At 77.4% G+C, this 6,000-nt stretch carries 5 protein-coding genes; 1 reads left to right on the top strand and 4 read right to left on the bottom strand.

All coding sequences use genetic code 11. The features are described from left to right. Positions 1–295: 295 nt before the first annotated feature. From ACFCX4_RS15250 to ACFCX4_RS15240, 3 genes are all read right to left on the bottom strand, one after another. Complete coding sequence (locus tag ACFCX4_RS15250; protein WP_376142470.1) at positions 296–883, bottom strand: hypothetical protein; 588 nt, start codon at positions 881–883, stop codon at positions 296–298. Positions 884–1,198: 315 nt separating this feature from the next. Beyond that, positions 1,199–2,239, bottom strand: coding sequence for an endonuclease/exonuclease/phosphatase family protein (locus tag ACFCX4_RS15245; RefSeq protein ID WP_376142468.1), 1,041 nt, complete (start codon positions 2,237–2,239; stop codon positions 1,199–1,201). Positions 2,240–2,451: 212 nt separating this feature from the next. Next, complete coding sequence (locus ACFCX4_RS15240) at positions 2,452–3,795, bottom strand: NlpC/P60 family protein (RefSeq protein ID WP_376142466.1); 1,344 nt, start codon at positions 3,793–3,795, stop codon at positions 2,452–2,454. Between the two features lie 296 nt (positions 3,796–4,091). Between ACFCX4_RS15240 and ACFCX4_RS15235 the strand changes: the two genes are divergently transcribed. Beyond that, positions 4,092–5,009 (top strand): hypothetical protein, encoded by a 918-nt coding sequence (locus ACFCX4_RS15235; protein WP_376142464.1) that lies wholly within the window; start codon positions 4,092–4,094, stop codon positions 5,007–5,009. A 169-nt stretch (positions 5,010–5,178) separates the two neighbouring features. Here the strand turns inward: ACFCX4_RS15235 and ACFCX4_RS15230 are convergent, their stop codons facing one another. Continuing rightward, positions 5,179–5,853 (bottom strand): hypothetical protein, encoded by a 675-nt coding sequence (locus ACFCX4_RS15230; protein WP_376142462.1) that lies wholly within the window; start codon positions 5,851–5,853, stop codon positions 5,179–5,181. Positions 5,854–6,000: the final 147 nt, after the last annotated feature.

Genomic DNA, 6,000 nt, shown 5'->3' with positions numbered 1-6,000 from the left:
ACCCTTTTGGTTTCGTTGGGGGGGGGGTTTGTTTTTGGGACCCCCCCCCCGGCCCCCCCCGCCCCCCCCCCCCACCCCGCGGTGCGGGTCCCTCATTCGGTTGTCGGCCGGCTCGCCGCCCGGCGGTGGCGGTGGCGGTGCCCGGCGTCGGACGGCGCGTTCGCCGCCGTCCGACGGCCGTCCCGCCCCGGGGCCGTCCCGCCCGGCGGCCGCGGCGACGGCCACCGGCCCGAGGAGCGGAGGGTCCCGGCGACGATCCGGCCGGGAGCGCCCGGGGCCGCCGGCCCCGCCGGAGTCAGTGGCGCCATTCGACGACGCTCCACAGCGCGCCCGGGCCGCCCTTCACCTGGACGCGGGGCGTGGCCGCGTTGTTGCCCCAGGGCACGGTGATGCGGTGGGTCTGGGTGCTGGACCTGACGGTGCCGGCGTTGTACCACTGACCCTTGTTGCTGCTGTTGATGCCCCAGACCCGGACGGTGCCGGACTGCTGCGTGCCGGGCTTGATCCAGAAGGTGTAGGTCACCTGGCGGCCGCGGGAGCCGAACACGGAGCAGTTGGAGCGGCTGACGGGACCCCACGTGTTGGTGAACCCGGAGGCGTTGCTCCCGCAGGACGCCTTGACGGCCTGGACACCGGAGCCGGTGCCGTCGTCCGCGGTGGTGGTGACGTTCAGGCGCTCGGTGCTGACGGGGGCCCCGGCGGTGTCGGCCGCGTCGTCGGGCAGCAGGGAGGGCGACGGCGCGGACGACGCGGTGCCGCCGGCGAGGGTGCGGGACGCGGGGGTGCCGCCGGGGACGGCCCAGAACAGGCCGCCGGCGAGGACACCCGCCGCGACGGCGGTGGCGATGACGGGTCGGGTCAGACGGGCTCGAACGGCGTTCACGAGATGGTCTCCTCGGTGGGGAAGGGCTGGTGGTCGGACGAGTGGCGACGGGCGGCGCCCGTCGTGGGACGAGGGGCCGGCCGGCCGTGGGGCGCGGCGATCGGATCGATGCCGTGTCGACGGCGCGGGACGGCGCGGGACGGCGGCGGACGGGCGGGGCCCGGATCCGTCGTGCGGGCGGTGCCGGGGGCCGGCGGGGCTGTCCGGGCAGGTGGGACGTGGTGTCCGGCCCTGTCCTGGTGCACCGGGCAGGGCGTCCGGTGCGGTGCCGGCCCCGGTGCGGTGGGTGTCCGGGCGAGGGGCGGGACACGGCCGTCAGGCGGTCCGGACGGTCGCCTTCAGCAGCCAGTGGTCGCTGAGCCGGGTGACGGCCGGGGAGGAGTCGACCACCGCGCCTTCGAGCCTCCAGCCGCGGTCGGAGAAGAACAGGTAGTCCAGCTTGTGGTCGCCCCACGCGAAGCCGTCGTGGGTGGGCCGGTTGCGCTGGTCCCCCTCGAAGTTCCCGCCGTCGTACAGGGCCTTGAGGTGGGTGCGGTCGCTGTCCCCGGCCAGGTTCAGGTCTCCGCCCAGGACCGTGCGCCAGCCCTTGCCCTGCCAGGTCCCGCCCAGTGCGCCGTAGCGTTCCGCGCAGGCCTGACGCGAGTCGTAGGGCGGGCCGGTCCGCTCGTCCTCGTCCTTGTTCGGGAAGTGCGCGGAGCACGCCATGAGCCTGTGGACGGCATCGCGCAGGCACGCGGCGCCCTGGGTGGGCCGGCCGCTGCGGTCGTCGCCCGCCGGCACCCCCGTGAACGCCTCGTTCGCGGACGTGATCCGGGAGCCCGGGAGCCGCCTGAGCGCGACCAGCACACCGGCTTCCTGGTTCCTCGCGGCCGGCACGGTGCAGCGGTGCACCTCACCCGCCGCTGCGCCCGTCTTCGGGGCGGGACGGAAGTTGACGGCCCATCCGTTGCCGAGCCGCTTCTGCAGCGCGTCGGCGTGGGCGCCCCTGCACACCTCCTGCAGCATGATCACCACGAGGGCCGGGTCGCCCTCGGCGCGGTTCACGACGAGGTCGACCTCCTGGGCGGCCTCGTTTCGCGTCCCGCACGCCGAGGTGGAGGCCCCGCAGACGTTCCACGTCAGCGCGTTGACCTTCGCCGGCAGTTTCCCGGCCGTGATCCCGGCCCGGGCGGCGCCGACCGGCAGGTCCTCGTCCGCGCCGGTGTTCACCTCCCCGGCCTGCGGCCCGGACTGCGCCGCCGGGAGCGGGCGTGCCGGGGGCTCCGCGTGCGGGCCGACCGCGGCGGCCGATGCGGCCAGGACCACCGCGACGGCGACCAGCGCCCCCGCGCGCCGCGGGGTGAGGGGGATACGCATGAAGCACTCTCCTTCGTCTCCCGGCGGCTCATCCGGCCGCCGGAGGGGTGATGGACCGGTGGTTCGGTCGTGCGGACAGGCACGCCCCGGGCCGCCCGGAGGGGCCCGGGCCGGGAACCGGCCCGGCCGCGGGGGACCGGACCCGCCCCGCCCTCCCGCACCCCGGTCCGGGCGGGCCGGCCGCCCGGCGCCACGGCTTCCCGCCTCGGCGCTCATCGGGAGTGCGGCGTGAGGTGGCGGTAGGTGACGACGTCCGACGCCGGGGCGAGCGGGGCGACGGTGACGTGCCTGCCGCGGCCGGGGGCGTGGACGACCTTGCCGTCGCCGATGTAGAGCTGGACGTGTCCGCCGCCGTTGGTGATGAGCAGGTCGCCGGGGACCAGGGCCTTGCGGGTGGTGGCCGTGCCGGCCCCGGCCATGTCCCAGGTGGTGCGGGGGAGCCGGACCCCGCCGGCCTGCCAGGCGCGCATCACCAGTCCCGAGCAGTCGAAGGAGCGCGGTCCCGTGGCGCCCCAGGCGTACGGCTTGCCGAGCTGCGCGCGGGCGAAGGCCACCGCTGCCGCGGCGCCGCGCGCCGCGGTCCGCCGGCGGTCGGCGTCCTGACCGGGGGTGGTGTCCTTGCCGGGGGCGGTGTCCTTCTTCGGGCGGGGGCCCGGGCCGGTGGCGGGCGTCGTGTCGTCCCGGGGCGGTGTCCGGAGGTCGATGGTGCCGGGCGGGTCCGCGGGGCCGCGGGACCCGGGGCCGGTGTCCGACGTGTCCGTGGCCGTCCACGGACGGGTGTCCGCGCCGGTGTCGGCGGCCGGGACGGTGTCGGTGGCCGTGGTGGCCGTGGTGGACCCGCCGCCCGGAGTGCCGGCCGCCGGCCGCGGGACGCGCAGCACCGCGCCGGCGCGGATCAGCGTCGACTCGCCCAGGCCGTTCAGGTCCTGGAGCGCGCGCACCGTCGTGCGGTGACGCCGCGCCAGCCCGGACAGGGTGTCGCCCCACCGGAGCACGATCTCCTCCGTCACCACCGGAGCCGGTGCCGGTGCCGGGGGAGCGGTCGGGGCCGGGGCGGGTTCCCCGGGGGCGGCACCGGGCAGCGGATCGCCGGCGGCGCCCTCACCGTCGGGCTCCGGGGCCGCGGAGGCCGCCGGGCTGTCGGAGACGGGGACCGGCGCCGCGGCGGCGGGGCCCGTCCCGGTCCCGGTGATGCGGTGCACCGCGGCGCCCGCCAGGACGGCGCACAGTACGACGAGGACGAGCGGGAGCACGCCCCGCCGCAGCCGCCCGCCGGCCGGGGCGGTCGCCCGGCCGGTCCTGCGCCCGCCTCCGGTGGCGCGCCCGGTCCCGCCGGCCGGCTGCTCCGCCGGGCCGGCGGGGGCGGTCGCGCCGTTCACCGGCGCCGCCGGGTCCTCCGGCCGGCCGGGCGCCGCGACCCGTCCCAGCGGAACGCTGCGCTCGGGGACCGGGACCTGGGCGGCCGCCATGCCCGCGGTCCGTACCCGGCGGCCCAGCGGATCCGGGCCCACCGGGCTCTCGTCCCGGCTCGGCGGCCACTGCGTCTGCGGTGTCATCACGACCTCTCTCCCGACCGCACCCTCGGCGGCCCGGTCGAAGCCTTTTCGAGGGCCGGCATGTCCCGCCAGACCTTTCGGGGTCCGGGACAGTCCGGGCCCGTCCGCGCAGGTGGGACGGGGTGTGAGGGGTCGGTTTCCCCTGCGGTGGGCGTGGTGGCGGGACGCCGGCGGACACCGGGTCAGGGGCTCCCGGACAGACCCGGACCGTCCCGGACGCCCGGCCTCGTTGCCCCGCCCGCGACCCGCCGGGCAGGCTCACCGGCATCGCGGACCACACACGATCAGGGGACGACATGCGACGGGGAACATGGCTCACCGCCGGCACCGGCCGGCACCGCAGGACCACCGGCACGCTCCGCCGGCCCGGCCGGCTGCTCGGGGCCGGGCTGCTTCTGGGGGCCGTCCTCGTCGTCCCCTCCGTCGCCGCCACCGCCGGCCCGGTGCGGCCGGCCTCCCCGGCCGTTCCCGCGCTGCCGCCCGCCCCCGTCCCGCCGCAGACCCCGGCGCTCGCCGGGTCCGGCCACAGCGGCGACGGCCCGCCCCCGCCCTGCACCTGCCCCCCGCAGGCCCCTGACACCGCGGACGGCGCTGACGGTGCGCCGGAGCCCGTCCCCACCGGCCCGCCCGCGGAGCAGCCGGACGGCGAGCAGACCGACGCCGGTCAGGGCGACGCCGATCAGGAGCCGCCCGCTGCCGAAGGGGAGGGCGCTGACGACGCGGACGGTGCGCCGGAGCCCGTCCCGACCGGCCCGCCGGCGGAGCAGCCGGACGCCGGCCGGAGTGAGGACGGCCAGGCCGACGGCACCGAGGACGGTCAGGGCGACACCGGACAGGACCCGTCGGCGGAGCAGCCGGACGGCGGTCAGGAGCCGCCCGCCGCCGACGACGGCGGCGAGCCGTCCGCGCCCGGCAGCTGCGCCTGCCCGCCGGGAACGTCCGACGGGCCGGCCCCCGGTGACACGGGCACTGTGCCCGGGGACGGCGGGACGCCGACGGGCACACCGGACAGGCCCGGGAACAAGGACGAGAACAAGGGCAGGACGAAGGAGAACGGCAAGGAGAAGGGCAGGGACGGGAAGAAGCCGCGCCGGGCCCCGAAGCCCCGGACCCCGAAGCCGCCGGCCCCGGAGACCTGCCCTGCCCCTGACGGTGCGCCCGGCCAGGTCGAACCCCAGGGGCCGGTCACCGGCCCCGAGCCCTTCGTCGTCTGATGACCGCGGCACGGGGCCCGGCGGCCGCCGGCCGTGGGCCCGGTCCTTCCCCGCCCGATCCGTCCCGCGAGCCTGCCGACACTCCCTCGGGCCCCTTCGGGCACACCTCCTCCAGCAGAACGGGGCCGGAAGGGAACCCCCTCCCGGCCCCGGCCCGGTCGCCGGGCCGCTACTGTCCGGCGCCGGCCCCCTGCGGGCCGGCCGGGAGGGTGACGGGAAGGCCGGCCTCTATGCGGGCGAGCAGCCGGCCGCCGTGGACGCCGGGGGTGTCGAAGTGACGCAGCGGTTCGGAGGCGTCACCTGCCCCCGTGAGCAGGACCTCGGGGACCAGGACCGCCTCCGCCGCGGCCGGCGGCTCGGCGAGTTCGCCCGCGAGGTACGGGGGCGCCAGGACGGGACCGTGCAGGGTGCCGCCGACGAGGTCGGGGAAGAACTCCGACGACAGGACGGTGACTCCGGCGTTCAGGTCGCCGCTGATCATCACCAGTTTGTCGGTCATGTTGCCGACGAAGGCGCCGACGTGGACGTTCCCCCGGACGAGCAGCTTGGCGTCGCCCTCCAGGTAGACGGCGGCGGCCCGCAGGTCGCCGAGGACGATCAGGGCGGGGCAGCCGTCGTCGATGTTGAGGACGGCGCCGTCGACGACGAGGTCGCCGTCCACGACGTAGCCGGTGCCCTCCGGCTCGGTGGCGTCCAGATCGAGGTGGCCCCCGACCGCGAGATCGCCGGCGTGGACGTCGTACTCCTCCTCGTAGAGGTTCTCGTAGGAGCCGACGGGCAGCCCGCGGCGCTCGAAGAGGGCGACGGCCTCGTCCCAACTGTGCAGTGCGGTCTTGATGTTCATGGGCGGAACTGTGTCACGCGGCACTGTCGGCCGGGCGACCGGGGAACGGGGCGGCCACCGGCGGGAACGTGCCGGGAGCCCCGTCCATTCGTGCAATTCCTTCCGTTCCCGGCGCTGATCTGACAGCATCGTCCGCTATTCGGTGAT

The organism is Kitasatospora sp. NPDC056327, assembly GCF_042261735.1.
Taxonomy (GTDB): Bacteria; Actinomycetota; Actinomycetes; order Streptomycetales; family Streptomycetaceae; genus Kitasatospora.
This window is presented reverse-complemented; position numbering and strand designations above follow the sequence as displayed.